Here is a 26,737-nt window from a genome sequence, read left to right as displayed (position 1 = left end):
CTTTTTGTATAGTGTTTTAGATTTACCTTAATAATATTTAGAAGGGAACGATAAATATGGAAACTGGTAAAAATATAAGAATTGAAAATACAAAACCTACAAGAGCAAGAATGATAATATTAGCAATGGTTTTTGTATGTGTTATAATTAATTACATGGATAGAAGTAATGTATCCATTGCTGCCCCAATGTTTAGTAAAGAATTACATTTATCATCAGTACAACTTGGACTAATATTTTCGGCTTTTGGTTGGGCATATGCACTTTTGCAAATTCCAGGAGGAATATGTTTGGACAAGTTTGGATCAAGGGTAATGAATACGATATCATTAGGAATGTGGTCATTGTCAACGTTATTACAAGCTTTTGTTAAGGGATTTCCGTCATTTTTAGGATTAAGAATATCATTGGGAATCTTTGAGGCACCAGCATTTCCAACTAATAATAGAGTTGTAACTACATGGTTTCCAGAAAATGAAAGAGCATCTGCTATAGGATTTTACACATCAGGGCAGTTTGTTGGATTAGCATTTTTAACTCCTTTATTAGTTGCACTTCAAAATATTTTTGGATGGAGAGCCTTGTTTGTCATTACAGGAGTGATTGGGATGTTATGGGCTGCAGGATGGTATTTTTTATATAGAGATCCTAAGGCAAGCAAATGGATTAATGAACGGGAACTTAATTTTATTCGAAAAGGTGGAGCAATAGTAGATATATCTAATAAAAATGAAGAGGGAAAGATTAAGCGTAAATTTACCATAAATGATTTTAAGATTGTATTAACTAGTCGTAAATTATGGGGTATATATATAGGACAATTTGCAGTGTGTTCAACATTATGGTTTTTCCTAACTTGGTTTCCAACTTACTTGGTAGAATATAGACATTTAGGTTTTATTAAAATGGGTTTTTTAGCTTCACTGCCATTTTTAGCAGCATTTTGTGGTGTAATAATTTCTGGAATAATTTCGGATTCTTTAATTAAAAAAGGTGTGTCAGTTGGGATAGCAAGAAAAACACCTATAATATTTGGGCTATTATTATCAACATCAATAGTAGCAGCGAATTTTGTTGAAAGTCCATCGCTTGTTGTTTTGTTTATGACATTGGCTTTTCTAGGAAATGGACTAGCATCAATAACGTGGGTTTTTGTATCTACAATAGCTCCTATAGAATTAATAGGGTTAACAGGAGGTGTATTTAATTTTATAGGAAATTTATCATCGATTTTTATACCATTAGCTATTGGATTTATTGTCAAGGGGGGAAACTTTCAACCGGCTATTATATTAATTGGTGTGATTACATTTTTGGGAGCTTTGTCTTACATATTCTTAGTAGGAAAAGTTGAAAGAATAAAGGTTAATGGCTAATAATCTAGAATTCATAAAAACATACTGTAATTTTCTTATGTGATTCACCAATGTTATTATTAATGTGTTAATATAATTTTATAGTTTAGTTGAAATTGACGTTTTATAAAGTTAATCTTAAGATGACATTATCACAAGTTAACAACACAAAAAATGAATTAAATATTGACTTGAAACTAAAATTGTGTTATTCTAAGCTACGGTAAATTAAATAGTAGGAGCCCTTTAAAACTAGTTCAGAGAAACTGGGAAGGCTTAGTAATGATTTAAGATATTATATAATATTCAGTAAAAGTGTCTTCCAAATTGAGGAGACACTTTTTTGAACCTTTAATTTTAGTACAGAGATACTGAGAAGGAGGAAGGAAAATGTTAAAAGGAAGACATTTAATCGACATCATGGATTTTTCGACAGAAGAGCTTGATGAAATATTTGAATTAGCCAATGAGATAATTTCGGGAGAAGAAAAATTCTCTCAGGTATGTCGGGGAAAGTTACTGGCTACGTTATTTTATGAACCCAGTACTAGAACCAGGTTGAGCTTTGAATCAGCCATGATGAGACTGGGCGGAAAGGTAATAGGGTTTTCAGATGCACGTTCAAGTTCCGTGTCAAAAGGTGAAAGCATAGCGGATACCATAAGGGTAATTGGCTGCTATGCGGATATAGCTGCTATGAGGCATCCAAAAGAAGGAGCACCTAAAATTGCATCTATGTACTCCCCTATACCCGTTATAAATGCGGGAGATGGAGGGCACCAGCACCCTACTCAAACTCTTGCAGATCTTTTAACTATCAAATCTATAAAAGGAACAATGTTCAATCTGAAGATAGGATGTTGTGGAGATTTAAAGTTTGGAAGAACAGTACACTCGCTTATTAAAGCCATGTCTAGGTATGAAGGAAACAGCTTCACATTGATATCTCCCAAGGAATTGAAAATACCCGATTATGTAAAAAAAGAGCTGGACAATAAGAATGTTGAATACAGTGAAACGAGTAATTTGGAAAATGTTATAGACTCTTTGGATATTCTTTATATGACAAGAGTTCAAAAGGAAAGATTTTTTAATGAAGAGGACTATGTAAGGTTGAAGGACAGCTATATATTGGATAGAGAAAAGATGTCCAGAGCGAAAGAGGATATGATAGTGCTGCATCCACTGCCGAGAGTAAATGAAATCTCTTATGAAATTGACAGGGATCCCAGGGCCTGTTATTTTAAACAGGTGAAATACGGCATGTACGTTAGAATGGCTCTTATGATGAAATTACTTGGAATTCAATAGGGGGTAATGAATAATGCTTACTATAAATAGTATAAAGAACGGAATTGTCATTGATCATATAAAGGCTGGATTTGGAATGAAAATATATAAGTATCTTGAGCTGGATAAAGTTGATTATTCTGTGGCTCTTATAATGAATGCTGAAAGCAGAAAGCTTGGGAAAAAAGACATTATAAAAATAGAAAACAATCTGGAAATGGACTTTGATGTACTTGGGTTTATAGATCCAAACATAACAATTGATATAATAAAGGATGAATCCATATATAAAAAAATAAAATTAAAGCTGCCGCGCAGGGTGGAGAATATAATAGAATGTAAAAACCCAAGATGTGTAACTTCTGTAGAAAAAAATATACCTCATATTTTTAACCTGGTGGATGAAAAGACAGGGGAATACAGATGTGAATACTGTGATCAGATATATGAAAATATATCCCTATAAAGTATACAGTAGGATTAGAGTGCGTGAAAGGATGATTATAAATGGAACTTCTTATAAGGCATGCCAGGGTAGTGGATTGTTCTCAGGATTTTCTAGGAGATGTGTATATAAAAAATGGAGTTATAAACAAAATTGGAAAAAATCTGGAAGGAAATTGCAGGACAATAGATGCTAAAGGGTTAGTTCTAATGCCATCCTTGGTAGATTTGCATGTGCATTTTAGAGAACCGGGATTTACAGATAAAGAGGATATAGAAAGTGGGTGCAGGGCTGCAGTCAGAGGGGGGTATACCATGGTAAATCTCATGGCAAATACGAATCCCCCCTGCAGCAGCATGAAAACTATAAATTATGTATTGAAAAGAATCAGAGAAGTGGGACTGATAGATGCACATCAATGTGCCACTATAACCAATAATTTTGATGGAGAGGATATAAGTCATTTGGATGAACTCAGCGGAGATGTAAAAATAATATCTGAAGACGGAAAAGATGTCATGAATGGCGGAATTATGCTGAAAGCTATGATGAAGGCTAGAAAACTGGGAAAGATAGTAATGTGCCATTCAGAGGATGGATCCCTTTCGGACATTGACATGAGGCTGGCGGAAAATATAATGACCTGGAGAAATATATCATTTTCGGAATATACAGGATGTCCTGTGCACATAGCCCATGTAAGCACCAAAGAATCCATGGAATATATAATAAGGGCTAAAAGCAATGGGGCAAATATAACTTGTGAAGTTACTCCTCATCATATAGTCCTTTCAGGAAACAATTACAGGGTGAATCCTCCCATAAGAGATGCAGAGGATGTAAATTACCTCGTGGACAGTATAAAAAAAGGCTGGGTAGATGCTATAAGTACGGATCATGCACCTCATACGAAAGAAGATAAGCAAAGAGGTGCAGCTGGGATATCAGGTATAGAGACAGCTTTCAGCTTGTGTTATACAAAGCTTGTTAGGGGAGGTCACATAACTTTAAATAGACTTTCACAGTTGATGTCCAGAAATCCTTCCAGAATATTGAAGGTCCAAAAAGGACTTATAACTCCAGGATATGATGGAGACTTGATTTTGGTAGATTTAAACGTGGATTATATAATAAGAAGCTGTGAATTTAAATCCAAAGGTAAAAATACTCCCTTTGAAGGACGTAGGGTATTTGGTAAAGTGATTAAAACAATAAAAGCAGGAAAGACTGTGTTTGAACAGGAAATTTGATATTTTTGATTCGAGGGGGTTATTTATGATTATAGATGAATTATATGACAGAGTGGAGAAGACGGGAAATGTATGCGTAGGTCTGGATACAGACCTGGAATACATACCTAAAAATATAGTGAAATCCTGTGAAAGTGCAGAGGATGCAGTATTTGAATTCAACAGAAATATAATAGACAGCACTTTTGATGTAGCTGCCTGTTATAAGGTGCAGATTGCCTACTATGAAGCCCTGGGAATTGAGGGTATTAGAGCTTATAGCAGGACTTTGAAATATATAAGGAGCAGGCATGCCATAGTTATTGCCGATATTAAGAGGGGAGACATAGCAAAGACAGCTGAAATGTATGCAAGAGCCCACTTTAATGGAGATTTTGAGAGTGACTTTATCACTCTCAATCCATATATGGGGTTTGACACCATAGAGCCCTATATACCTTATATTGCAGGCAAAAATAAAGGCCTCTTCATACTTATACGAACTTCAAACAGGGGTGCTAGGGATTTACAGTATGTAAATACGGAAAAAAAGAGAAAATTATATGAAATAGTGGGAGAAAAAATAAACAACCTGGGCAAAAGATATCTGGGGAACTGCAGTTACAGCAGTATCGGCGGTGTAATAGGCTGCACTCATCAGGAAGAGGGAGCTCAGCTTAGAAGCAATTTGAATACTACCTTTTTTTTAATACCCGGATACGGAGCACAAGGTGGAAAAGCTGAGGATATTTCAGTTTATCTTAAAAATGGCAACGGCGGCGTGGTGAACTCCTCCAGAGGTATATTACTTGCCTATAAGAACAGGGAAATGGGTGAAAAAAACTATGGAGAATGTGCCAGGGAAGCGTGCATTAAAATGAGAGAAGATATATGGAAATTAAGATAATAATGGAGAGAAATGGAGAAAAAATCTATTGGAAGATAAGTTAAATTATACATGTAAGGAAGTATATGGAAACACAGAAATAAGCGACAATATATATCAACTTGAAGTCAGCGGTAGTTTCAGGGGAAACCCAGGCCAGTTTTATATGCTGAGATGCTGGGAAAAGGAACCTGTGTTGTCAAGGCCCATAAGCATACATGCTTTGGAAAAAAATAAAATAACTTTCCTGTATCGGGTAATAGGGAATGGAACCAAGAAACTGTGCAATTTAAAAAGAGGGGATAAAATTAACCTCCTGGGGCCTTTGGGAAATGGATTCAATATGAAAAAACTGGAGGGAAACATTGCCGTAATAACTGGTGGAATAGGTATTGCTCCAATGTTTTATCTTGTCGTGGACATGATAAATCACAATTTAATCAGCAGTGAAAATCGAAAAAATTTGAAAGTGGATTTGTATGCAGGATTTAAAGATGAAATATATTCTGTAGAAAAATTCAGATCCCTTGTTGATAATGTATATATTACTACAGAATCGGGTAAATATGGGAAAAGAGGTTTTGTCACGGAGGGATTTAAACCGGAATTTTATGATATGGTACTGTGCTGTGGACCTGAAGTCATGATGAAAAAAGTGGCGGAAGGTTGTGTGAGAAAAAAGGTAGCAGTGTATATGTCCATGGAAAGACGTATGGCCTGTGGGATCGGGGCCTGTTTGGGATGTGCCTGTAATACAATTTTTGGAAATAAAAAGGTATGTAAAGATGGTCCTGTTTTTTCAGGCCGGGAGCTGGTATGGTAAGTTGAAACTGTTTATTTTATTTGGAAGGGAGTTTGGTCAATTGCTGGATATATGCGGCGTGAAACTTAAGAATCCTGTAATTGCTGCATCGGGAACTTTTGGATTTGGAGAGGAATACAATGCTATCTACGATGTGTCAAAATTGGGGGCAATATGTTCAAAAGGCATTACACTGAATAAAAGGGAGGGAAATTACGGCACTAGGATTTTCGAAACTACAGGGGGTATATTAAACAGTGTGGGACTTCAAAACCCAGGTGTTGATCATTTTATAGAAATTGAGCTGCCTGAGATGAAAAGATTTGACACAGTTGTAATAGCCAATCTGGGGGGAAGTACTTTGAAGGAATATATTGAGGCCGTGGAAAAGCTGAGTGATTCAGATGTGGATATTGTAGAACTCAATATATCATGCCCCAATGTGAAAAACGGCGGTATGGCTTTTGGTATAAAATCCCGGGTGGCCAATGAAGTAGTAAAAGCGGTCAGAGAAAAATGCAGTAAACCTCTTATGGTAAAATTGTCGCCCAATGCAGAAGATATTGTGGATATGGCCTTAAATTGCTGTGAAGCAGGGGCAGACAGTATATCTCTTGTAAATACCTTTAAGGCCATGGCTGTAGATGTAAGAAATAAGAAAGCGGTATTTGATAATATTACTGCTGGGCTTTCAGGACCTGCAATAAAGCCCATAGCTCTTAGAATGGTGTATGAGGTTTCAAAGGCAGTAAATGTTCCTGTAGTTGGGATAGGTGGAATATGCAGTTGGGAGGATGCGGTGGAATTTATCATGGCAGGTGCCAGTGCGATTCAAGTTGGAACTGCAAATTTCATTAAGCCTGACATATGTCTGGATATAATAGAGGGGCTTGAAAAATATGCGGCAGAGGAAAAAATAGAGGATTTAGAAGAAATAAGAGGAATAATCTAGGAGGAAAATTATGAGCAATTTAGTTATAGATAATTTGAAAGAATCCGGGGCACTTTTAGAGGGACATTTTTTACTTTCTTCAGGGAGGCACAGCAATAGATACTGTCAGTGTGCTAAACTTTTGCAATATCCGGATAGGGCGGAAAAAGTATTGGCAGTTGTTGTACAAAAGTTGAAGGGTGTCTATTTTGACAAAATAGTAGGGCCTGCAATGGGTGGAATAATAGTTTCCTATGAGCTTGCAAGACAGACTGGAAAACCCGGGATATTTGCAGAAAGACAAAATGGAGATATGACTATAAGAAGAGGTTTTGAGATAAATCCGGGAGAGAAGATCTTGATTTCCGAAGATGTGGTGACTACGGGGAAGTCTTCACTGGAAGTTGCCAGAGTTGTAGATAATTTGGGAGGTAAGGTTATAGGTATATGCTGTATAGTTGACAGGAGAGCAAAAGATATAGATATACCCTATCCTGTATATAGTGCAGTAAAGTTAGACATAAGCACTTATGATGTAGAAGATTGTCCTATGTGTAAGGATGGAATGGAATATGTGAAGCCCGGGAGTAGAGTGTTTAAATCGAGTAATTCTTAAGCTCAGTTAAGTCTATTTAAATAAATTAAGTAGGGCTTAGCTTTATCCGAACGCTAACATTGCTAATACTCCCAACTTCTTAAAGCTTACGATAAGCACTGCTACGCGCCTGGATAAGTTCTGCTAAGGTTCAGCTGGAGAAAAGTATTTCTTATAGGCAAACTCCATCTGAACCCAAGAATCACTTGATAAATAAAGTGGATGCAATAGATTAAATATATCTGGAAAGGTTCACAAAAAATTAGTACTATTTCTTAGGATTTTGAGTTATAATAAATAACGAGTATTTATGTATTATAGATAAAAAATTAGAATGGTTTTTTTATCTATGATGATTGGTTAAGTTTATAATTTTAATACTGAGTATAGGAGGAATTTTTGAGTGGTTAAGCCAAGTATTTTTAGCAAAGAATATGAGAAGAAAATGCGACGACGCAAGAGAAATTTGATTATACTTGTGATAGCGTGTTTATTAATAATAGCTTTAGCTGTAATTTATATAAGAGGGGCATTTAAAGCCGCAGTAAAGGAAACAAATAAAGTAAAAAGTAATATTTCTGCTGAAAATAAACAGGTAAAGGACAGTAGCCATGGTGCAAAGGTATCTTCGACAGATCAGAAATCCAAATCAGTAAAAAAAGAAGAAAATTATAAAATAAAATTGAGTGATGGCAAGAGTGTAAATTTGGCATACGAAGGTAAGGGCAGCGATAGAAAATTTAAAAGTGTCACTCCTGGAAATGGAAATTATGATATAAGTCCCTCTGCTAAAAATATAGTGCTATTTGACAGCAAATCTCAAAGTATACTTCTAGTAGATATAAATGGCAATAAACAGGATATAACAAATCCTAAATATGTATCTACTAACGGCAGTGTGATAGAAAAAAATGCCCAAATATCCAGCAATCCATCTTATATATGGTGTTTATCACCGAAATTTTTGGACGACAATAATATCGCATATATAAGTCAACTACCATGGATAGGTAAGACCTCAAAATATGTGTGGATAGAGAATATACAGAATAAAAGTCACATTATGGTTCAAGGTATACAGGGAGAAAATATAAAATTTCAGAGATTAACCGAGAAGGGACTTACAGTGATCGAAGATGGCGCAACTGTTTATGTAAATGCAGCAGGTTCTGTTACCCAGTAGGTGGGGTATGTACCTTGCTGACTGGGTATTCTTGTAGTACAGTGGACAATAATAACTAGCTTGTTAATTTAGGAGGTATTATGGATATAGGATTGTCATCTGCCAGTTTTTATCCATATGTAAATACGGAAGACAGTATAACTATAATGAGAAATTTAGGATTTAAATTGGGAGAGATATTTTTAAACAGCGATAGTGAGTATGAAGAAAGTTTTGGAAAGTTGCTTTTGGAACAAAAGTTAAAAAATGATTTTGTTATCAATTCAGTTCATGCATTTTCTTCTTCTTTTGAACCCTATTTATTTGATGAGTATAAAAGAAGAAGGGATGATGCTTTTTTAAAATTTGAAAAAGTTTGTAAATTAGCAAAATTGCTGGGAGCTAAATGCTATACTTTTCACGGTATGAAGTATAGAAAATTACAAGAGGTTCACAGCAGTTTTATTTTTGACATTTATAATAAGTTGACATACGCAGCAGGAAAACAGGGTATAAAATTATGCCAGGAGAATGTTTTCTGGTGTTTATCCAGCAATACTGATTTTTTGTATGAGCTTAGGGAAAAATGCAGTAATCCCATATATTTTACTCTGGATATAAAACAGGCTTATAGAGCGGGCAGGACACCTGAAGAATATATAGACGTCATGGGAAGTGCTATGGAAAATCTTCATCTAAATGACAGAGACGATAAAAATTCCTGCCTTCTTCCGGGAAAAGGAGATGTGGATTATAAAAAAATACTTTGTAAGTTAAAGGAAATAGGATATAATAAAGTGGGTATAATTGAAGTATATAGTGATAATTATAAAGATTATTGTCAGCTGAAAGAGTCCCAAAACTATATCTGGAATATTATTTGCAGTCAAAAACTATGAAATTTGTTTGCTTAATATGAAATTATAATACGAATATTATAATTTTAGTGGTAAAATATATAATATAAAGGTACAAATTAATAATTTATTCTTAATATTGAAATTAAATTATGGTCAATGAGTAAAAGTGGAAAGTATAATATATAAATGTGAATGGATATATGATATAATAGCATAGTTGATATAAGCATACAGAGTAATTAGTGGGAGGAATTTTGTAATGAATGTTAAGAAGGAAACGATAGAAGAAAATGTTGTAAAATTAGAGATAACTGTAGAATCTTCAAAATTTAATGAAGCAATGAAAAAAGCATTTGTGAAAAATGCCAAAAAGTTTAATATACCAGGTTTTAGAAAGGGCAAGGCCCCAATGAACATAATAAAGAAATATTACGGTGAAGGAGTTTTTTATGAAGATGCTATAAATTTCTGCTGTGATGATACATATCCCAAGGCACTGGAAGAAAACAGCATAAAACCTGTGGATTATCCTCAAATTGATATAGTTCAGATAGGTGATAATAAAGATTTTGTATATACGGCAACTGTAACTGTGTTTCCAAAAGTAAAACTTGGAGAATACAAAGGTCTTGAAGTGAAAAAGAATACATATGAAGTGACAGAGGAAGATGTGGAAAAAGAATTAGAGACAATGCAGCAGAAAAATGCTAGAATAGAAACAAAAGAAGATGGAGTTGTAGAAAAGGGAAATATAGCCGTAATAGATTTTAAGGGAACAGTGGATGGCAAAGAATTTGAAGGTGGAGAAGGAAAAAATTATAAATTAGAAATTGGTTCAGGAACTTTCATAGATAATTTTGAAGATCAACTTATTGGACTAAAGACTGGTGATTCCAAGGATGTCCATGTGAAGTTCCCCGAAGAATATGGAAGAGAGGATTTAAATGGAAAGGAAGCTGTATTTAAAGTTACAGTCAATGAAATAAAGATCAAGGAATTACCGGAGCTAGATGATGAATTTGCGAAGGAAATATCTGAATTTGATACCTTGGAGGAAGTTAAGGCTGACATAAGAAGTAAGAAACAGGAGGCAAATCAATTAAAAGCTGACAGGGAATTTGAGGAAGCAGTTTTAGATGCGGTTTGTTCAAATGCAGAAGTGAATATACCAGAAGTTATGATTAAAAAAGAAGTTGATAATATGCTTAAGGATTTAGAGATGAAATTGAAATACCAGGGGTTAGATCTTAAAACTTATTATCAATATACAAATAATACAGAAGAAAAAGTTAGAAATTATATGAAAGAAACAGCAGAAAAGAGAGTTAAAACGGATTTAGTTGTTGGAGAAATAGCTAAAGTGGAAGATATAAAAGTGGAAGATGAGGAACTTTTAGAGAGAGCAAAGGATATGGCTAAACAGTATGGCAGCAAAGAAGAGGATAAGATTCAAAAGATGTCAAAGCTTATTCTCGATAGCCAGAAAGAATATTTGAAAACAGATGTAATGAATGGCAAGGTAGTAAATATGTTGGTGGATAGTAGTAAGGCGATATAAATTATTTTTTAATATATACTAATTTAAGATATAGTATAAAGGAGGAGAGATTTATGAGTTTAGTACCAGTAGTTGTAGAACAGACAAATAGAGGAGAAAGATCCTATGATATTTATTCTAGACTTTTAAAGGATAGGATAGTAATGTTAAGTGAGGAAGTAAATGATGTAACGGCTAGCCTTGTGGTAGCACAATTGCTGTTTTTGGAAGCTGAAGATCCAGATAAAGACATATATCTTTACATAAATAGCCCAGGAGGATCTATAACCTCTGGAATGGCAATTTATGATACAATGCAGTATATAAAGTCAGATGTGTCCACTATATGCATAGGAATGGCAGCTTCTATGGGTGCATTTTTGCTTACAGCTGGTGCAAAGGGAAAAAGATTTGCACTTCCAAATGCAGAGATAATGATACATCAACCTCTTGGTGGATTTCAAGGGCAGGCGACTGATATAGGAATTCATGCAAATAGAATACTAAAAATAAAGAAAAAACTAAACACTATAATAAGCGAGAAAACAGGTCAGCCTCTTGAAAAAGTTGAAAGTGATACAGAGAGAGATAACTTTATGTCGGCAGAAGAAGCCAAAAATTATGGTTTAATAGATGAAGTTATTACAAAAAAGAAATAACCTTTAGTGAGGTGTAGAAATGGCAAAAAATGATGAAAAAAAGCAACTTAAGTGCTCATTCTGCGGTAAGACACAAGATCAAGTTAGAAGATTAATTGCAGGACCTGGTGTATACATCTGTGATGAATGTATAGAGCTTTGTTCTGAGATAATAAGTGATGAATTTGAGGAAGATGTACAGATAGACATGACTTCAATTCCAAAGCCTATAGAAATAAAAAATTATCTTGATCAATATGTGATAGGTCAGGAAGATGCAAAGAAGTCACTAGCAGTGGCAGTATATAATCATTATAAAAGGATAAATTCTAATAAGGAAAGTGATGATATAGAACTACAGAAAAGTAATATACTTTTACTTGGACCTACAGGATCTGGTAAAACACTTTTAGCTCAGACTCTGGCAAGATTTCTGAATGTACCTTTTGCTATTGCAGATGCTACTACGCTTACAGAAGCTGGCTATGTGGGTGAAGATGTAGAAAATATATTGTTAAAACTTATACAGAATGCTGATTATGATATAGAAAGAGCTGAACGCGGAATAGTTTATATAGATGAAATAGACAAGATAGCTAGGAAATCAGAAAATCCATCTATAACTAGGGATGTGTCGGGAGAAGGTGTACAGCAGGCACTTTTAAAGATACTGGAAGGTACTGTAGCTTCAGTGCCACCTCAGGGGGGAAGAAAACATCCTCATCAGGAATTTATTCAGATCAATACCACTAATATATTATTTATATGCGGTGGAGCTTTTGACGGTATAGATAGTATAATAGAGAGAAGGACTAGAATAAGTACTCTTGGTTTTGGTGCAAATATACAATCTAAAAAGGAAAAGGACGTAGGAAAGCTTCTAAAGGAGATAATGCCAGGAGATCTCTTGAAGTATGGTCTTATACCGGAGTTTGTAGGAAGAATTCCAATTATAGTAACTTTAGATGCGCTTGATAAAAATGCATTGATAAGTATTTTGAAGGAACCCAAAAATGCACTTGTTAAACAATATAAAAAACTCTTTGAATTTGATGATGTAGAACTGGAATTTGAAGATGGGGCATTGGATGCGATAGCGGAAGAGGCATTAGAGAGAAACACAGGAGCAAGAGGACTTAGAGCTATTATAGAAGAAACTATGAAAGACATAATGTTTGATATTCCCTCGAGAGAGGAAATATGTAAGGTAATAATAGATAAAAATGCAGTGTTAAAGGGAAAACCAAAGGTTATAAATGCTGAAAATGGGAAGAGAACTCCTATTAAATTAAAAAAATCCAGAACGCGAAAAGGTCCTGAAACTGCATAGCTTCATATCAAAAAGAGTACTGATTCCGGTACTCTTTTTTAGGTAAAGTTTAGGTTATCTATGTTTAATTCAATAAAATGATTGTGGATAAAGTACAGGGTAATTGAAAAAAATATATTTTATAGTTATAATAAATTAATCTGTTGTTTGTTAGCAGAAAATGTTATTGTACTATAAAATCTTTTAAAAGGAGGAGAGAGATATGGATAAAAATTTAAGAGATCTTCCTCTAATTCCGTTGAGAGGTATTACTATATTTCCGTATATGGTTCTGCATTTTGATGTAGGTAGGGAAAAATCAATACTTGCACTTGAAGATGCCATGCTTACAGAGCAGAGAATATTTTTGACTGCACAGAAGGATGTAAAAACTGAAGAACCTGGAGAAGAAGATATATTTAGAACAGGTACAATTTGTAATATAAAGCAGATATTGAAATTGCCTGGAGATACAGTGAGAGTACTTGTAGAGGGTGAATCCAGAGCAGTGCTTAGAAAATATATCAGTGAAGATCCATTTTTTAAAGTTCAAGTTGAAGTAATAGAGGATAAAAATTATAGCGAGGATAAAAATTATGAAGCCCTTGTGCGAGCTATAGAAAAAAATTTTAATGAATATATAAAGTTATCTGGAAATATACCGGTAGAAACTATAATAACATTGGAAGAGTTAAACAGTCCTGGAAGATTAGCTGATACTGTGAGTTCCTATCTGATGTTAAAACAGGAAAAAAAGCAGGAACTTCTTGAATGCTATGATGTGGGAAAAAGACTTGAAAAATTGCTTTCCATATTGGTAAATGAAATAGAAATTTTGAAGTTGGAAAGGAAAATAGGCGCTAAGGTAAGAAACAAAATAGATAAAGTTCAAAAGGAATATTATCTGAAAGAACAGTTAAAAGCTATACAGGAGGAACTAGGGGAAGAAGATGAAGACAAAAGAGAAATAAAGAGGTATAAGAATAAGATAACTAGAGCTAAATTGCCTAAAGGTGTTAAAGATAAGGCGTTATATGAGTTGGATAGACTTAAAAATACAGGTTCTTATTCTTCAGAAGGAGGAGTAATAAGAACTTATCTGGACTGGATATTGAGTCTTCCATGGAATATTGAGACTAAAGATAATTTAAATATAAAATTAGCCAGAGAAATACTTGAAAAGGATCACTATGGATTAAAAGATGTTAAAAATAGGATAATTGAGTATCTGGCAGTTAAAAAAATGAACAAGTCTCTTAAAGGACCAATACTTTGTCTTGTAGGACCTCCAGGTGTAGGGAAGACTTCTATTGCAAAGTCTATAGCCCATGCTTTAAACAGAAATTTTGTGAGAATGTCATTGGGGGGAGTGAAGGATGAGGCAGAGATCAGAGGACATAGAAAAACTTATGTAGGAGCTATTCCAGGAAGAATAATATATGGCATGAGACAGGCAAAATCAAAAAATCCACTGTTTTTACTGGATGAAATAGATAAAATGAGCAGCGATTTCAGAGGAGATCCAGCAGATGCACTTCTAGAGGTATTAGACAGCGAGCAAAACAGTACCTTCAGGGATCATTACCTTGAACTGGATTTTGATCTGTCCAATGTGATGTTCATAACTACTGCGAATACCCTTGAAACTGTTCCAAGGCCCCTTTTTGACAGAATGGAGGTAATAGAAGTATCTGGGTATACTTCTGAGGAAAAGTTTAATATATGTAAAAAATACCTGGTACCTAAAGAATTGAAAGAAAACGGAGTTAAAAATAATGAGATTGCTTTCTCAGATTCTTCCATATATAAGTTGATAGATAATTATACTAGGGAATCTGGGGTCAGAAGCCTGGAAAGAAGAGTTGCATCCCTTATAAGAAAAGCTATATCAGAAATGATGGAAAAAGGTAAAAAGTCCATAAGTATAACCGTAACTAAGGTTAAATACTACCTTGGTTCTGAAATATTTACCTATGATAAGGCAAATGAAGAAGATAAGGTTGGAGTAGTCATGGGAATGGCATGGACCGGATATGGAGGAGATACTCTTCCTATAGAGGCTACTGTTATGCCTGGAAGTGGCAAATTGCAGCTTACGGGTCAACTGGGAGATGTTATGAAGGAATCGGCTAAAGCTGGTTACAGTTATATAAGGGCCAATTCACATAAGTATGGAATTGAAAGTGACTTTTACAAAAATTATGATTTACATATACATGTTCCGGAAGGTGCAGTACCAAAAGATGGTCCTTCGGCAGGTGTGACTATGGTTACTGCTATGATATCTGCTTTAAGTAAAAGAAAAATAAAGCACAATGTGGCCATGACAGGGGAAATAACTTTGACAGGAAGAGTTCTTCCTATAGGAGGATTGAAAGAAAAAAGCCTTGCAGCATATAGGGCTGGTATAGATACGGTTATAATTCCTGAAAAAAATAAAAATGATCTATTGAAAATTCCCAATACAGTTAAAAACAAGATGAAATATATATTGGCAGACAACATAGATGTAGTATTGAAAAATTCGCTTTTAACCAGAGATTAGGTGGTATTTATTTATGAAAATAAAACAATCAGAATTTTTAATTTCAGCAGTAGATTCAAGTCAATATCCCAAAGACAACAGGGAGGAAATAGCTTTTGTTGGAAGATCCAATGTAGGAAAGTCCTCCCTTATAAATGCACTTGTAAATAGAAAAAAATTAGTTAAAGTAAGTAGTACTCCAGGTAAAACCAGGCTGATCAATTTCTTTTTAATAAATGATATGTTCTATTTTGTAGATTTGCCAGGTTACGGATATGCGAAAGCTTCGAAAAGGGAAATACAGGGATGGGGAAAAATAATAGAAAAATATCTGCAGGATAGAAAACAACTTAAAGCAATAGTTCTTATATTGGATTGCAGGCATAAACCAACGGCAGATGACATAACTATGTATAAGTGGATTAAGCATTATAAATATAAAACTGTTATTATAGTTACAAAAATTGATAAAATTTCTAAAAATAAATTATACGATAATTTAAAAATTATAAAAGATACTCTGGAGTTGAAAAAAGATGATGAAGTATTGACTTTTTCTGCTTTAAATAAGAAGGGAAGAGAAGAAATTTTGGATACTCTAGATTCCATGCTTAATTTAATTCCTGAAGATTAATAATTAGTAAGGCTAATAAAAATAGCAAGGAGAAATTAATAATGTTTAGGTTGGATATTATAAAAAATGCTCTAGTTTTTGTACTTGTTTATGTACCACCTCTTTTGGTATTTATCAAGTTCTGGCGGAAAGATAAAAGAAATAATGTAATTTTGCTTATTATAAGTGTATTGTATATAATTCTTTCCATATTTACAGAAAATTTTATTCCATTTATTTTTGTAGTTATTAATTTGTGGTATATAAAACATACAGATGAATTCTATAAGTTTGATTTTAAAAATTTTAAAATTTTTGAAGCTTTTAAGATGGTATTCATATTTTATTTGGCTGCTTTTTTTATATCTGCAATTGAGACAACAGTGCTTTCTAATTTTAAATTGGAATTACAACAGCAGGAAATAGTTACTCATATGGCAAATATGCCATTGGGAAAATTTTTAATAATGATTCCAATAGTTATAATATTTGCACCTGTCTTAGAAGAATTTGTATTTAGATGGCTTATATTTGAAAAAATATTTGCGAAGAGAATTGGAATTTACCTGGGAGCATTTTTAAGCAGCTTTTTATTTGCTGTAATTCATTTTAGCCTTAATGCATTTCCAATAATACTGTGGATTGGACTTTATAATTGTTATTTAATATATAAAAAGGGATACTGGTATGCAGTGTTCAATCATTTTGCATTTAATTCTGTAACTGTAATAGCACTTTTACTGCAAAAATTAAGCTGATTTTTAAAGTAAAAAACACTATCGGAAACTAATTACAAATTTTGATAGTGTTTTTTAATGTAATTTTAATTAACTTCTATGTGTGTTTCTACTGGAATTGATGGAATTTATATAATTATTTAATGTTTTGGCTGCATCTGGGGAATCTTGTAGCTCTTTTATTGTACGGAGAAGCTCTTCCTTTATAGTTCCTCCGTTTTCTATTTTAGATAATCTATTTTCCAATGCTGCCAGTTTTGATTTTATATCTGAATCGTTAAAGTTAGAATTCCCCTGAGTTCCTCCATTGGAAGAATTTAAATTTTCCATAAGTGAACCCAGTTGATCATTGGAGAAATTTTTATTTCCACCCAATGCGGATAATATGGATAGAAGTTGAGTTATATCTATATTGTTTAAAATATCACCTATATTAAAACCATTATTATAGTTCCTGTGGTGTTTTGACATTTACATTCACCTCGTTTTTAATGTTGTGTATTTGGTAAGTTGAACTTATACTTATATTCATTGAGTTATCATAATTAAATTTATATTATATATTATTCAAGATGGACAGATTTGACACAAAAATGGGAGATTGTAATGGTAAAATGTCCGGATAATAAGAGAAATTTAATTTTATATAAAATTTCACTAAAAAAATTATAGAAAGTAACGATATAATTAAATATTATGATAATTTTACACTGGAGGTTAAAAACATGTCTAAAATTTCTAATTTATTAGAGATAATAATGATAATACAATATAAGGGATTGACTACTGCATCGGAATTAGCCCAGACTTTAGGGGTGGATAAGAAAACGGTATATAGATATATAAGTAGTCTGAATAAAGCTAATGTACCTGTGTACACTAAAAAAGGAAGATATGGTGGATTTTATATAGATAAAAATTTTTACATGAAGTCTGCAAATTTGAGTGCAAGAGAACTTAGTGCACTTCTCATGGCCTCAGAAGTGCTTACAAAGCAAAATGGATTCATATATGAAAAAGAGCTTAAGAATGCAGTTTATAAGATAAAAAGTGTTTCTATAAATTCAGATATTAATTTAAGTGAAATGGATGACACAGGTGGCTTTTCTATAGATTCAATAGGCAATTTGAAAAAATTAGAGGATAAAATATCACAGATAAGTTATTCCATGAGTAAAGGAAAAAGCCTGAACGTAAATTATTTTTCGGTAAATAAAAACAATCTGACTATGAGAAAAGTGGATCCCTACGACTTAGTATTTAAACAGGGGAACTGGTATGTAGTAGGGTACTGTCATATGAAAGATGATATAGAAATTTTTAAGCTTGATAGAATCAAGAGTTTGAAAATAAGCGATGATATTTATATGAGACCCCACACATTCTCTCTTAAAGATTATTTAAACCAGCATTGGGGAGTGTTTATGGGAGATAAGATAAAGGTACTAATAAAATTTAGCAGAAACATCTCTCATTTTATAAAAAGTACAAAATGGAATACCAACCAGCGCATAGACGATCTGGAAGATGGAAGTATAATTTTAAGTCTCTATATAGATGATATTGAAGATGTGAAGAAATGGGTGATGGGTTTTGGAAAAGATGCTGAGATAATTGAACCTGAAGAACTGCGAAAAAATATTAAGTTAGAATTAGAGGAGTTATATAAAAAATATTAAAAATTTTAATTTATATGAATAATTTATTTATATTAGGACAATATAATAAATGTAATTAGGAGATATAAAATTCTCCTTAGCATCAAATAATATAAATTATTGTTTGATGTGTAACCCCCCATCCCCCTTGGGACCGCATATACGGTCCCTTTTTAATTATCTATTTCTATACATAGAGGCAATTTTGAAACGACAGTTTTTAGTATCACTGCTGTCAGGTACGAGAATTAAATCCAATTTATAATTTTTTACTGTATTTTTATCTGTTCTGGAAATACCCTTAAAATTTAATGACCAGGAAATTTCAGAAGCATTGCCGTCTTTATCGCATTTATTTTCCATGAAGAAACCGTCTTGAAATACATAGGTATTATTTTCTCCTGTCAAGTTGCCAATTAGGGCCATATTCTCTTTAGATATATTAGATGAAAAAATATCTTTTGGCTTATATGGTTCGCTTTCAGGCAAACTTTGTATAAATTTTACAAATGTATAAATAGTATCTTGTCCCATAAGAGAACTTCTGTATTCATAATCATAGTTTTTAAATCCATTATTTAAAAATATGTAATTGGAGAGATACATGGAGCTTTCACTCAGTTTACCTGATATGATTTTTGGAGTTCTGTTGTTTTTACAATCCATAAAACCAAGTATGTTGCTAGAATTTGACATAATATTTTTAAATCCTGTACCAGTATATATAAAGACACGTTGAACAGGTTTATTTTTTATTGAACCCTGCACAAATATTTCAGGAACTCTGTTTCTGGATACATCCATGAGTGTTATTCTTAAAGGCCAATATGGGGAATAGCTTTGAATTATTGGTGAATTTTTATTAGTATTGAAGTTAAAAGTTTTATTATCTATAACTGCTTTTATTAGATAGCTGTTTTCATCTCGTATGATAGACAGTATATCATTCTTTCCGTCACCATTGAGATCTGCCCGTATTTTTCTGCTGCTGGAGATAGTATTGAAAGAAGGAGAAGAATGTCTGGATACTATAAAGGTTACAGATAAAAATATGATTAAGATTAACAATATTAAAAAGTAAATATGTCGTTTCTTTAGAAATATTACTCTAAATTTCATAAATTTCACCTCCATTTAATTATATGAATTTATTATATATTTAATTATTTATGTACAAAATAAATTTATAAAATATTGACTGTATGAAACATAATTTTATGTACATACTCAGTATGAGTAATTTTTGAAGTGTTTATATTTGGAAGTGAGATGAGAAAATGTATGCTTCATAGAAATAAAATAATAATATTTTTTCTAACTCTGATATTACTGTTTAATTTATCTGCCTGTGGTGGAAATAGCAATGCAAGTGATGATGGACAAATAAATCTATATATTGGAGTAAAAGACAGAGAATCTTTAAATATGATAAAATATATTATAAATGAGTACAAAAAAGCCAATCCCAAGGTTGAATTGAATGTGGATAATTCCATAGGTGAGAAAATAGATGGAGATATAAATGACAACAGCAATATGGATGTTGTATTTATTTCCAGAACAGACATGCTGAATTTAGTTAGGAAAAGTGCTCTGTCTGATATGAGAAATTTATACAGGGAAAATAATTTAAATGAAAGATATTACAGCGTATCGAAGTCCTTTGGGAGATTTAATGACAGATACTATGGCATTGCAATATTTCCCTATACTATAGAAATATTGTGTAATGAAGATGCTTTTAATAAATTGAATTTAAAAATGCCCAATTCCATGAATGAATTTATGGGCAGCTTGAAAGCTCTCAATTCTCTGCAAAAAAGAGTACCTGTAGTATTAAATGAGGATGTGGATATAAATACAGCTTTATTTTCTATAGTGTCAAATAACTTGATTTCCATGAAAAAACTAGAAGATATATATGACAGTGGACCTTCAGCTTATAAATCACTGGGGGAGATGCAGGAGTGTTTTCACAGATTAAATGATATGGTTAAAAATGGTTATGTAAATAAGGATACCTTTGAGATTGGGAATGGAAGTACTATACAAAAATTCAATGGAAATGATATACCAGTGATAATAACATCTTCCTATTATATAAATGATATTAAAAATACCAGGATAAAATGTTTGCAATATGACAATTCAGCATCTGATAATGTTAAAGTTCCAGTTATGGCAGATGTTATAATGAGTACACCTGTAAATAGCAAAAATATGGATCAAATAAATGATTTTATAAAATTTATACTGAGTGACAATATCCAAAAAAAATTGTATAATAAGGGTTTTATAACTGGAAATAGGAAAGTAAATACTCCTAAAAAAGGTATAAATAAAAGTATAATAGAACATTTGAAAAATAGTACGGAAGATAATATAGCTGTTATATACAATATGCCTAAAAATTTTAGATACAGTATATCTCTGAAAATAGATGATATATTTTCAGGAAAATATACGGGAAATGAATGGAATGAAGTAGTTGAAGAATCCTATTGAAATGCTATAAAAAATGACAGCTGTCGTAAATCAATTGACAGTTGTCATTTTTTTTATCTAGTCTGTTGAGTTTTTTTGACAGTTTTCACATATTCCATAAAAGTAGACCTGATTACTCAATACCTTGTAGTTTACAAGATCTTTAATTTTATAATTTAGATCCTGAAAGCAAATTCCCTCTATATCATCTACTTTTCCACAGTTTATACATTGAATATGGGAGTGTGGTTCAACGTTTCCATCGTATCTGAAGTTACCTTCCCCCACATTGATTTCCTGTATGAGATTAACTTCGACCAATGTTTTTAAAGCTTTGTATACAGTTGCCAAACTCATAGTAGGATAATCTATCTGCAGAGTCTTGTATATTGTCTCGGCTGATGGATGTTCTTTAGTAGATTGTAGATATTTATATACTGCAATACGTTGGGGAGTGAGTTTCAATTTTTTATTTCTAAAAATACTAGTTAAATTATCCATAGACACCATCCTCATTATATAATCAATTATAACTATATAATAAAAATTATTACTTGTCAAAAACAATTTTATAGTAATTGTTTTGATATGTCAAGATAAGCTGTACAAAACCTTGATTTTTAATTTGTATATTTTATTTTAATGCTATATAATAAAATCATTGACTGAGTAAAGGAATAATTTATATGAATATTTATTTTGTAAGACATGGACAAACAGATGAAAATAATAACAGGTATTATTATGGAAAGCTGGATGTATGCTTAAATGAAAAGGGTTTAAGCCAGGCTAAAAGAGCAGCTGCTTTTTTAAATCGTGTAAAATTTGATGAAGTATATGTAAGTGAGAGAAAAAGAGCTGTTGAAACAGCTGATATAATTTTAGGACATAATTTTAAAAAGATCAATATAGACAAAAGAATAGATGAAATGGATTTTGGAAAGTTTGAGGGTAAAAGTTATGAACAGATAAAAAAATTATATCCAGAGCAGTGGGGTAAGTGGTGCAGCGATTGGAAAAATGAATCACCTCCAGGCGGTGAAAGTTATATAGAGTTCTATTCGAGAATACGTGGATTCATGGAGGATATTTTGAAATTAAATAGAAAAAATATTCTCATAGTCACTCATGGAGGTGTGATAAGATCTGCCTACTGCTATATACTAAATGATAATCTGGATTTTTTCTGGAAATTTGCCTCCAAAAATGGTGATATTACATTGGTAAAATATGAGTATGATAATTTGTATATAGACAGCATAACTCATGTTGATGTTTAGTTGTATTGTTGTAAATTTTAATTGGATAGGCCAATTCATATTAGCGGTTTTGGAGTGTTGGGAGGGATTTATATGAGGGAGTTTATGAATGATTTTCTTTTGATGATTCAATTTTTAACGAGAATTCCCGTAAATAAAAACTTAAATTGTGGGAAAGAAAATTTTAAGAGGGCGTCTATTTTTATGCCTGTTATAGGTCTTATAGTAGGAGGAATACAGTGGGCAGTGTATAAATTGGCTGTACTCATATTGCCGGTGAATGTTTCTGTAGCCGTTGTTATGTTAGTGGGAATAATACTTACCGGGGCATTACATATAGATGGACTGGGAGATATGTGTGATGGTTTTTTTGCTTTTAAGGGAAATAACAGAATAATAGAGATAATGAAGGACAGCAGAATAGGAAGCTATGCTTGTGTTACCATAGTAATGGATTTGCTTTTGAAATATAGCCTTCTTTGTTTTATAGTCCCTAGATTCTCTTTTGTAATAATAGCTGCCCCTGTTATAGGCAGATTTTCTATAGTTTTTATAGCTTTTATAGGTAAAACGGCAAAAAGTACAGGTTCAGGGAATCTTTTTATAGGAAATATAGGAAAATTTCAAATTTTTATCACTACGTGCATCACTGTGGCTATCCTGCTCTTTATAGTCAATATGAACCTGAAGTATATGATTATGGTTATATTAACTGCTCTTATTGTAGCAACTTTGTTCAATTTGTATTGCAATAGAAAGATAGGAGGACTTACAGGAGATTTATTTGGAGCAGATAATGAAATGGTGGAAATAGTTACGATGCTTATGGTATCTGTTGCAATCATGAACTGAACCGATAATCTATAGTGCTTTGTTTGGAGGATAAAGATATGGGTAAAATAATTTTGGTAACAGGAGGAAGCAGAAGTGGTAAAAGTACCTTTGCTGAGAAGCTTTTAAAGGATAAGGAAAAGGTTCTTTATATAGCAACAGCTGTGGTCACGGATGAAGAGATGAAAAATAGAATAGAAAAGCATAAATCCAGAAGAAACCCCAATTGGATAACTTACGAGGGATATAGGGCATTGGGCAATGTGATAAAAAACAGCAGTTGTCAATATATAATGTTGGAATGTATAGGTACTATGATAACCAATATAATTCTGGAAAATGGCGTTGACGTAGACAATGCAGATCATGAAGAAATAGAGAAACTGGAGAACTGTATTATTGAAGAAGTTAAAGACATAATTTTTTCAATAAGTGAAAGCTCAAAATGTATATTAATTGTAACCAATGAGGTTGGTCTAAGTGTAGTGCCGGAATATAGGCTGGGCAGAATATTTTCAGATATATTGGGACGAGTAAATCAGCTTATAGCTGAGTACAGTAATGAAGTATATTTGACAGTCTGCGGGTTGCCATTGAAATTAAAATAACATGGCAGTGGTCATGAAGGTTAAAATTTTTAGTAAAAGGAGTCAATTCAGTGAAGTACAAGAGAAAAAAACTAAGTATTTTTTTAAGTGCAATCATAATGATATGTATTATTCCGCTGTCTTCCTGCAGTGACATTGGTTCAGAACCCATGTCAAGAACAGAATTTATGCTTGGTACAATATGCACAATAACCATATATGATCATGAGTCCAAAACAACTTTGGATGAAGCCTTTTCCAGAGTAAAGCAAATTGAAAATAAAATGAGCGTGAACAAGTCGGGAACAGAAGTGGATAATGTGGCAGATGCTGCAGGAAAGAATTTTGTTAAAGTGTCTGATGACACCTTTTATGTACTTGAGAAGGGGAAATATTATTCAGAGCAATCCTCGGGAGTTTTTGATATAACTATCGGGCCGCTGGTGAAGCTGTGGGGAATAGGCACGGATCATGCCAGACTTCCTTCCCAAAAGGAAATTGATGAAAAAAAATCGCTGGTTAATTATAAAAATCTTCTGCTTGATGAAAAAGGTAAAAGAGCGATGCTCGTGAAACCTGGAATGTCATTGGATCTGGGAGGTATTGCAAAAGGATATGCAGCAGATGAGGTGGTAAAGGTATTGAAAAAAAATGGAGTTGAACATGCAATTGTGGACTTAGGAGGAAATATTCTGACTATAAATGGGGATCCTGATGGCAAACCGTGGAATATAGGAATACAAAACCCCTTCAAGGCAAGAGGAACTCCAATTGGCACTATAGGTGTAACTAATAAAACAGTAGTTACTTCAGGTATATATGAAAGATATTTTGAAAAGAACGGAAAAAAGTATCACCATATATTAAATCCCTTTACAGGGTATCCTATGGACAATGATTTGGCAAGTGTAACTCTGGTTACAGATGTTTCTCTGAATGCTGATGCCATGACAAAGAATATATTTTATCTTGGTTTAGATAAAGGTGCAGAATATGTAAAAAATATATCTGGGTTGAATGCTATATTTATTACTAAAAATAAAGAAGTCTATGTTACAGAGGGATTGAAAAATAATTTCCAGCTCACTGATTCAAGTTTTAAACTAGTTGGTAAGATTAAATAAATTGTATTGTAATATTTTATCTATGTAAAGCTTGATGTAAAATGATTTTAGTATTAAAATTATTCTATACTATTCATGAGGTAATTATATAAACCTGCTGATTAAAGTATGTAAATAAATATGAAATGAGGTATAAAATATGTCTGAGATAACCAAGGATATGACTATAGGTGAAATAATCAGATTACATCCGAGGCATGCTGAAACGCTTATGGCATTTGGAATGGGATGTGTAGCTTGTGGTGCAGCTCAGGGTGAGACTTTAGAGGAAGCAGCCATGGTACATGGAATAGATGTTGACAATTTATTAAAGGCATTGAACGCACTTGTTTAGCTTGTATATAGATTTAAAATGCTGGAAATTATAATTAGGGATATATACTGAATATTTAATAAAAAATGTAAGGAGAGATTAAATATTATGGCTAAGATTAATAAAAATATGACTATAGGTGATGTGTTAAAGATAAATCCTACCTATGCTGAAATACTTATGGATTTTGGAATGGGATGCATAGGATGCCCTGCATCATTGGCCGAAACAGTAGAGGAAGCAGCCATGGTACATGGAATAAACGTGAGAAAGCTGATTAAAGCTCTAAATGAGGTGGAATAAAAAAGATCAATTTTAAAATAGATAGGAATGTTCAATTCCTATCTATTTTTACATTTTGACTTGTTGAGGAGTCCACAATTTCTACAATCATTATTGCAAGGTTCTAAATGAATCATTACTTCTGTATTTTTAAGGGAATTACCCATTTCGCTTTCTATATTATCGCATATATCATGAGCCTTTTTCATATGCATGTTTCCGGGAAATACCAGATGAAGATCTACATATCTTTCATTTCCAGATTTTCTAGTTCTCAATTTATGAAAGCCGCAGCCAGGGCTGTATTTAGATATAGTATTGGTTATAATGGAGATCTCACTGTCGGATAATTTTACATCTACTAGTGGATCAAAAGCAGACTTTAAAAGATTGACGGCTTCTTTTAAAATAAAGAGAGCTATGAATATAGCTATCAGTGGATCTAGAAAATGAAGATTGGTAACCCATATTAAAAATAGCCCCAGGCCGACTCCTGCAGAGGAATATACATCTGTTCTAAGATGAAGAGCATCTGCTCTTAAAGCCATAGAATCATTTTTTTCTGCCACTTTGTATAATCTTTTAGATACCAAAAAGTTTATAGTTGCCGATAAAAACATAATTAAAAATCCAAGAGTGGAGGAATTTATTTCTTTCCCACTAATTAATCTTTTGGAAGCCTCTATTATTATAAATATAGAGGCTGTAAAAATTAAAATTGATTCCAGTACGCCAGATACATCCTCAAATTTTCCATGACCGTAAGGATGCTCTTTATCTGCTGGCTTGGATGATATTTTGACAGAAAAAAAGGATATTATGGATGCAGCTAAATCCATAGTGGAATGTATTGCCTCAGATAAAATGCTCACCGAGCCTGTAAATATCCCAACTATTAATTTCATAATTATTAAACTGCTATTAGAAATTATAGAGAGTGTAGCAGTTTTTACTCTTTCATCCATTTCAAACATCTCCTAAGATTCAATAATTATCAAATGATAATTAAGTATATCTATCATAATAGACTAAAATAGCTTATAAGTCAATAGCAATATAAGATAATAAGCATTATCAATTGATAAAGAAAATCGTTTTTAAAGTACAGCTATGTAATTCAATCCATCTATTTATTATATAGAGAAAATAATTAAATGTGATTATCTAGAAAACCTGATATTTTTAAAATATTTATGTATGAGAATCTTTATATTTCAAATAATAAGTTAAAGAAGATATACTTTCTACCCTAAAATTGAAGAAAATGGAATGATAAAAACAAAGGT

28 protein-coding genes are annotated in these 26,737 nt (G+C 32.7%); 24 read left to right on the top strand and 4 right to left on the bottom strand.

The window, feature by feature from the left end:
* Positions 1 to 56: 56 nt before the first annotated feature.
* From LN736_RS00720 to LN736_RS00645, 16 genes are all read left to right on the top strand, one after another.
* Positions 57 to 1,376 carry an MFS transporter gene (locus LN736_RS00720; protein ID WP_150357946.1) on the top strand — a complete coding sequence of 440 codons (1,320 nt, stop codon included), beginning with the start codon at positions 57 to 59 and terminating at the stop codon, positions 1,374 to 1,376.
* A gap of 369 nt (positions 1,377 to 1,745) precedes the next feature.
* On the top strand, positions 1,746 to 2,666 hold the full coding sequence (gene pyrB, locus LN736_RS00715) for an aspartate carbamoyltransferase (RefSeq protein WP_150357947.1): 921 nt from the start codon (positions 1,746 to 1,748) through the stop codon (positions 2,664 to 2,666).
* A 13-nt stretch (positions 2,667 to 2,679) separates the two neighbouring features.
* Positions 2,680 to 3,111 (top strand): aspartate carbamoyltransferase regulatory subunit, encoded by a 432-nt coding sequence (locus LN736_RS00710; RefSeq protein WP_150357948.1) that lies wholly within the window; start codon positions 2,680 to 2,682, stop codon positions 3,109 to 3,111.
* Positions 3,112 to 3,152: 41 nt separating this feature from the next.
* On the top strand, positions 3,153 to 4,340 hold the full coding sequence (locus LN736_RS00705) for a dihydroorotase (RefSeq protein WP_229980436.1): 1,188 nt from the start codon (positions 3,153 to 3,155) through the stop codon (positions 4,338 to 4,340).
* Between the two features lie 25 nt (positions 4,341 to 4,365).
* On the top strand, positions 4,366 to 5,226 hold the full coding sequence (gene pyrF, locus LN736_RS00700; RefSeq protein WP_150357950.1) for an orotidine-5'-phosphate decarboxylase: 861 nt from the start codon (positions 4,366 to 4,368) through the stop codon (positions 5,224 to 5,226).
* A 28-nt stretch (positions 5,227 to 5,254) separates the two neighbouring features.
* The gene (locus LN736_RS00695; protein WP_229980434.1) at positions 5,255 to 6,028 is read left to right on the top strand and encodes a dihydroorotate dehydrogenase electron transfer subunit; all 774 of its coding nucleotides are present in this window, start codon (positions 5,255 to 5,257) and stop codon (positions 6,026 to 6,028) included.
* Between the two features lie 40 nt (positions 6,029 to 6,068).
* Positions 6,069 to 6,959, top strand: coding sequence for a dihydroorotate dehydrogenase (locus tag LN736_RS00690; protein WP_150357962.1), 891 nt, complete (start codon positions 6,069 to 6,071; stop codon positions 6,957 to 6,959).
* Positions 6,960 to 6,969: 10 nt separating this feature from the next.
* Entirely contained in the window at positions 6,970 to 7,554 is a 585-nt protein-coding gene (pyrE, locus tag LN736_RS00685) for an orotate phosphoribosyltransferase (RefSeq protein ID WP_150357952.1), read from the top strand.
* 382 nt (positions 7,555 to 7,936) lie between these two features.
* The gene (locus tag LN736_RS00680) at positions 7,937 to 8,716 is read left to right on the top strand and encodes a hypothetical protein (protein WP_179977919.1); all 780 of its coding nucleotides are present in this window, start codon (positions 7,937 to 7,939) and stop codon (positions 8,714 to 8,716) included.
* Between the two features lie 80 nt (positions 8,717 to 8,796).
* Positions 8,797 to 9,594 carry a sugar phosphate isomerase/epimerase family protein gene (locus LN736_RS00675; protein WP_229980432.1) on the top strand — a complete coding sequence of 266 codons (798 nt, stop codon included), beginning with the start codon at positions 8,797 to 8,799 and terminating at the stop codon, positions 9,592 to 9,594.
* A 220-nt stretch (positions 9,595 to 9,814) separates the two neighbouring features.
* On the top strand, positions 9,815 to 11,113 hold the full coding sequence (gene tig, locus LN736_RS00670; RefSeq protein ID WP_150357954.1) for a trigger factor: 1,299 nt from the start codon (positions 9,815 to 9,817) through the stop codon (positions 11,111 to 11,113).
* Between the two features lie 53 nt (positions 11,114 to 11,166).
* Positions 11,167 to 11,751 carry an ATP-dependent Clp endopeptidase proteolytic subunit ClpP gene (gene clpP, locus LN736_RS00665; protein WP_150357955.1) on the top strand — a complete coding sequence of 195 codons (585 nt, stop codon included), beginning with the start codon at positions 11,167 to 11,169 and terminating at the stop codon, positions 11,749 to 11,751.
* Between the two features lie 19 nt (positions 11,752 to 11,770).
* Complete coding sequence (clpX, locus tag LN736_RS00660) at positions 11,771 to 13,060, top strand: ATP-dependent Clp protease ATP-binding subunit ClpX (protein WP_229980430.1); 1,290 nt, start codon at positions 11,771 to 11,773, stop codon at positions 13,058 to 13,060.
* Between the two features lie 202 nt (positions 13,061 to 13,262).
* Positions 13,263 to 15,584 (top strand): endopeptidase La, encoded by a 2,322-nt coding sequence (gene lon / locus LN736_RS00655; RefSeq protein ID WP_150357957.1) that lies wholly within the window; start codon positions 13,263 to 13,265, stop codon positions 15,582 to 15,584.
* Positions 15,585 to 15,597: 13 nt separating this feature from the next.
* Complete coding sequence (yihA, locus tag LN736_RS00650; RefSeq protein ID WP_150357958.1) at positions 15,598 to 16,197, top strand: ribosome biogenesis GTP-binding protein YihA/YsxC; 600 nt, start codon at positions 15,598 to 15,600, stop codon at positions 16,195 to 16,197.
* A gap of 41 nt (positions 16,198 to 16,238) precedes the next feature.
* The gene (locus tag LN736_RS00645) at positions 16,239 to 16,934 is read left to right on the top strand and encodes a CPBP family intramembrane glutamic endopeptidase (protein ID WP_150357959.1); all 696 of its coding nucleotides are present in this window, start codon (positions 16,239 to 16,241) and stop codon (positions 16,932 to 16,934) included.
* 69 nt (positions 16,935 to 17,003) lie between these two features.
* Here LN736_RS00645 and LN736_RS00640 read toward each other — a convergent pair whose 3' ends face one another.
* Positions 17,004 to 17,384, bottom strand: a complete 381-nt coding sequence (locus LN736_RS00640) for a hypothetical protein (RefSeq protein WP_150357960.1) — start codon at positions 17,382 to 17,384, stop codon at positions 17,004 to 17,006.
* Between the two features lie 254 nt (positions 17,385 to 17,638).
* On the opposite strand from LN736_RS00640, the gene LN736_RS00635 reads away from it, so the two are divergent.
* A complete protein-coding gene (locus LN736_RS00635) occupies positions 17,639 to 18,592 on the top strand; it encodes a helix-turn-helix transcriptional regulator (protein WP_229980429.1) in 954 nt (317 codons plus the stop codon).
* A 156-nt stretch (positions 18,593 to 18,748) separates the two neighbouring features.
* On the opposite strand, the gene LN736_RS00630 is transcribed toward LN736_RS00635, so the two are convergent.
* Entirely contained in the window at positions 18,749 to 19,690 is a 942-nt protein-coding gene (locus LN736_RS00630) for an FG-GAP repeat domain-containing protein (RefSeq protein WP_150359075.1), read from the bottom strand.
* Between the two features lie 150 nt (positions 19,691 to 19,840).
* Between LN736_RS00630 and LN736_RS00625 the strand changes: the two genes are divergently transcribed.
* Entirely contained in the window at positions 19,841 to 21,076 is a 1,236-nt protein-coding gene (locus LN736_RS00625) for an ABC transporter substrate-binding protein (RefSeq protein ID WP_229980427.1), read from the top strand.
* Between the two features lie 57 nt (positions 21,077 to 21,133).
* Here the strand turns inward: LN736_RS00625 and LN736_RS00620 are convergent, their stop codons facing one another.
* Positions 21,134 to 21,556 (bottom strand): transcriptional regulator PerR, encoded by a 423-nt coding sequence (locus LN736_RS00620; RefSeq protein WP_150359057.1) that lies wholly within the window; start codon positions 21,554 to 21,556, stop codon positions 21,134 to 21,136.
* A gap of 185 nt (positions 21,557 to 21,741) precedes the next feature.
* Here LN736_RS00620 and cobC point away from each other — a divergent pair, with 185 nt between their 5' ends.
* The 6 genes from cobC to LN736_RS00590 all read left to right on the top strand — a co-directional run bounded on the left by cobC (position 21,742) and on the right by LN736_RS00590 (position 25,472).
* Complete coding sequence (gene cobC, locus LN736_RS00615) at positions 21,742 to 22,335, top strand: alpha-ribazole phosphatase (RefSeq protein WP_150358512.1); 594 nt, start codon at positions 21,742 to 21,744, stop codon at positions 22,333 to 22,335.
* Positions 22,336 to 22,407: 72 nt separating this feature from the next.
* On the top strand, positions 22,408 to 23,166 hold the full coding sequence (cobS, locus tag LN736_RS00610; protein ID WP_150358513.1) for an adenosylcobinamide-GDP ribazoletransferase: 759 nt from the start codon (positions 22,408 to 22,410) through the stop codon (positions 23,164 to 23,166).
* Between the two features lie 38 nt (positions 23,167 to 23,204).
* Complete coding sequence (cobU, locus tag LN736_RS00605; RefSeq protein WP_150358514.1) at positions 23,205 to 23,753, top strand: bifunctional adenosylcobinamide kinase/adenosylcobinamide-phosphate guanylyltransferase; 549 nt, start codon at positions 23,205 to 23,207, stop codon at positions 23,751 to 23,753.
* Between the two features lie 50 nt (positions 23,754 to 23,803).
* Positions 23,804 to 24,856 carry an FAD:protein FMN transferase gene (locus LN736_RS00600; protein WP_229980425.1) on the top strand — a complete coding sequence of 351 codons (1,053 nt, stop codon included), beginning with the start codon at positions 23,804 to 23,806 and terminating at the stop codon, positions 24,854 to 24,856.
* A gap of 139 nt (positions 24,857 to 24,995) precedes the next feature.
* The gene (locus LN736_RS00595; protein ID WP_150358515.1) at positions 24,996 to 25,190 is read left to right on the top strand and encodes a DUF1858 domain-containing protein; all 195 of its coding nucleotides are present in this window, start codon (positions 24,996 to 24,998) and stop codon (positions 25,188 to 25,190) included.
* Positions 25,191 to 25,277: 87 nt separating this feature from the next.
* Positions 25,278 to 25,472 carry a DUF1858 domain-containing protein gene (locus LN736_RS00590; protein ID WP_150358516.1) on the top strand — a complete coding sequence of 65 codons (195 nt, stop codon included), beginning with the start codon at positions 25,278 to 25,280 and terminating at the stop codon, positions 25,470 to 25,472.
* Positions 25,473 to 25,510: 38 nt separating this feature from the next.
* Here the strand turns inward: LN736_RS00590 and LN736_RS00585 are convergent, their stop codons facing one another.
* Positions 25,511 to 26,416, bottom strand: coding sequence for a cation diffusion facilitator family transporter (locus tag LN736_RS00585; protein ID WP_150358517.1), 906 nt, complete (start codon positions 26,414 to 26,416; stop codon positions 25,511 to 25,513).
* Between the last annotated feature and the right edge of the window lie 321 nt (positions 26,417 to 26,737).

Source organism: Clostridium aromativorans (assembly GCF_020908015.1).
Lineage (GTDB): Bacteria > Bacillota > Clostridia > Clostridiales > Clostridiaceae > Clostridium_B > Clostridium_B aromativorans.
This window is presented reverse-complemented; position numbering and strand designations above follow the sequence as displayed.

What these genes read in the sequence shown, in the direction of transcription:
- LN736_RS00720 (WP_150357946.1), top strand. Translation starts at nt 57, where the DNA reads ATGGAAACTGGTAAAAATATAAGAATTGAAAATACAAAACCTACAAGA.
- pyrB (WP_150357947.1), top strand. Translation starts at nt 1,746, where the DNA reads ATGTTAAAAGGAAGACATTTAATCGACATCATGGATTTTTCGACAGAA.
- LN736_RS00710 (WP_150357948.1), top strand. Translation starts at nt 2,680, where the DNA reads ATGCTTACTATAAATAGTATAAAGAACGGAATTGTCATTGATCATATA.
- LN736_RS00705 (WP_229980436.1), top strand. Translation starts at nt 3,153, where the DNA reads ATGGAACTTCTTATAAGGCATGCCAGGGTAGTGGATTGTTCTCAGGAT.
- pyrF (WP_150357950.1), top strand. Translation starts at nt 4,366, where the DNA reads ATGATTATAGATGAATTATATGACAGAGTGGAGAAGACGGGAAATGTA.
- pyrE (WP_150357952.1), top strand. Translation starts at nt 6,970, where the DNA reads ATGAGCAATTTAGTTATAGATAATTTGAAAGAATCCGGGGCACTTTTA.
- LN736_RS00675 (WP_229980432.1), top strand. Translation starts at nt 8,797, where the DNA reads ATGGATATAGGATTGTCATCTGCCAGTTTTTATCCATATGTAAATACG.
- tig (WP_150357954.1), top strand. Translation starts at nt 9,815, where the DNA reads ATGAATGTTAAGAAGGAAACGATAGAAGAAAATGTTGTAAAATTAGAG.
- clpP (WP_150357955.1), top strand. Translation starts at nt 11,167, where the DNA reads ATGAGTTTAGTACCAGTAGTTGTAGAACAGACAAATAGAGGAGAAAGA.
- clpX (WP_229980430.1), top strand. Translation starts at nt 11,771, where the DNA reads ATGGCAAAAAATGATGAAAAAAAGCAACTTAAGTGCTCATTCTGCGGT.
- lon (WP_150357957.1), top strand. Translation starts at nt 13,263, where the DNA reads ATGGATAAAAATTTAAGAGATCTTCCTCTAATTCCGTTGAGAGGTATT.
- yihA (WP_150357958.1), top strand. Translation starts at nt 15,598, where the DNA reads ATGAAAATAAAACAATCAGAATTTTTAATTTCAGCAGTAGATTCAAGT.
- LN736_RS00645 (WP_150357959.1), top strand. Translation starts at nt 16,239, where the DNA reads ATGTTTAGGTTGGATATTATAAAAAATGCTCTAGTTTTTGTACTTGTT.
- LN736_RS00640 (WP_150357960.1), bottom strand. Translation starts at nt 17,384, where the DNA reads ATGTCAAAACACCACAGGAACTATAATAATGGTTTTAATATAGGTGAT.
- LN736_RS00635 (WP_229980429.1), top strand. Translation starts at nt 17,639, where the DNA reads ATGTCTAAAATTTCTAATTTATTAGAGATAATAATGATAATACAATAT.
- LN736_RS00630 (WP_150359075.1), bottom strand. Translation starts at nt 19,690, where the DNA reads ATGAAATTTAGAGTAATATTTCTAAAGAAACGACATATTTACTTTTTA.
- LN736_RS00625 (WP_229980427.1), top strand. Translation starts at nt 19,841, where the DNA reads ATGAGAAAATGTATGCTTCATAGAAATAAAATAATAATATTTTTTCTA.
- LN736_RS00620 (WP_150359057.1), bottom strand. Translation starts at nt 21,556, where the DNA reads ATGGATAATTTAACTAGTATTTTTAGAAATAAAAAATTGAAACTCACT.
- cobC (WP_150358512.1), top strand. Translation starts at nt 21,742, where the DNA reads ATGAATATTTATTTTGTAAGACATGGACAAACAGATGAAAATAATAAC.
- cobS (WP_150358513.1), top strand. Translation starts at nt 22,408, where the DNA reads ATGAGGGAGTTTATGAATGATTTTCTTTTGATGATTCAATTTTTAACG.
- cobU (WP_150358514.1), top strand. Translation starts at nt 23,205, where the DNA reads ATGGGTAAAATAATTTTGGTAACAGGAGGAAGCAGAAGTGGTAAAAGT.
- LN736_RS00595 (WP_150358515.1), top strand. Translation starts at nt 24,996, where the DNA reads ATGTCTGAGATAACCAAGGATATGACTATAGGTGAAATAATCAGATTA.
- LN736_RS00590 (WP_150358516.1), top strand. Translation starts at nt 25,278, where the DNA reads ATGGCTAAGATTAATAAAAATATGACTATAGGTGATGTGTTAAAGATA.
- LN736_RS00585 (WP_150358517.1), bottom strand. Translation starts at nt 26,416, where the DNA reads ATGGATGAAAGAGTAAAAACTGCTACACTCTCTATAATTTCTAATAGC.